Origin of the sequence: Vibrio ichthyoenteri ATCC 700023, assembly GCF_000222605.1 — a bacterium.
In the GTDB taxonomy this organism is placed as follows: Bacteria; Pseudomonadota; Gammaproteobacteria; order Enterobacterales; family Vibrionaceae; genus Vibrio; species Vibrio ichthyoenteri.
Genome location: NZ_AFWF01000228.1, coordinates 1 through 732, shown reverse-complemented (window position 1 = coordinate 732; position 732 = coordinate 1). Strand labels below are relative to the sequence as shown.

Here is a 732-nt window from a genome sequence, read left to right as displayed (position 1 = left end):
ATGTATCTATACATCATGGTCTTTTATAGTAAAGACAAAGCTAATCTGCGAGGTTGTGTGAGTTCAATAATCTTAGAGTTGCAAGCTGATGCAATGAATGACAATGTATCAATCCAATCCTTACTACGTAAGGCATACGCTATTGCTATAAAACTATCAGTGGAAGATTCGAGAGAGTGGATTGAATCAGAAATGAATGGATATGGTATAGGCAGTGATGTGCCAATGTATCGTCGTATTAAAGGGGCATTAGAAGCTGTAAACCCAGTTCGAGGTCCTATACCTGCACACATTGAAAATGATGAAATAGAAGATACCCTATCTGTTTTTCACTTTCGACAGTCGATAGCGGAAATCGAAGGAGTCATTAATAAGTATAGTAACGGGTTTCTAATTCCTTTCACGGGTTCTCAATTGGCATCTATCCAGAGTATTTTTAAGTCCGACTTTCCGTTTAGATTAAATTTTTCTGCAACCTCCTTAGATCCAGTCGTTGATAATGTTCGCAACACAATATTGCAATGGGCTTTAAAATTGGAGCAAGAAGGTGTGAAAGGTGAAGGACTTAGTTTCAGTTCGGAAGAGGTTAAAAAGGCAAACATGAGTACACAAATTAACATTAAGAACTTTCAGGGTGTATTAGGTGATGTGACGGATAGTGAACTGCATCAAAACTTAGAAATGTCCATTAGCGAATCTAACAATTTTGAAGAGCTTTCAAAGTATTTAGAA

The 732-nt window shown here is 37.0% G+C and carries 1 protein-coding gene; it reads left to right on the top strand.

The features are described 5' to 3' along the window. Positions 1 to 57: 57 nt before the first annotated feature. The coding region (locus RH85_RS16430; RefSeq protein ID WP_138956489.1) for an AbiTii domain-containing protein at positions 58 to 732 on the top strand (675 nt) is incomplete at its 3' end.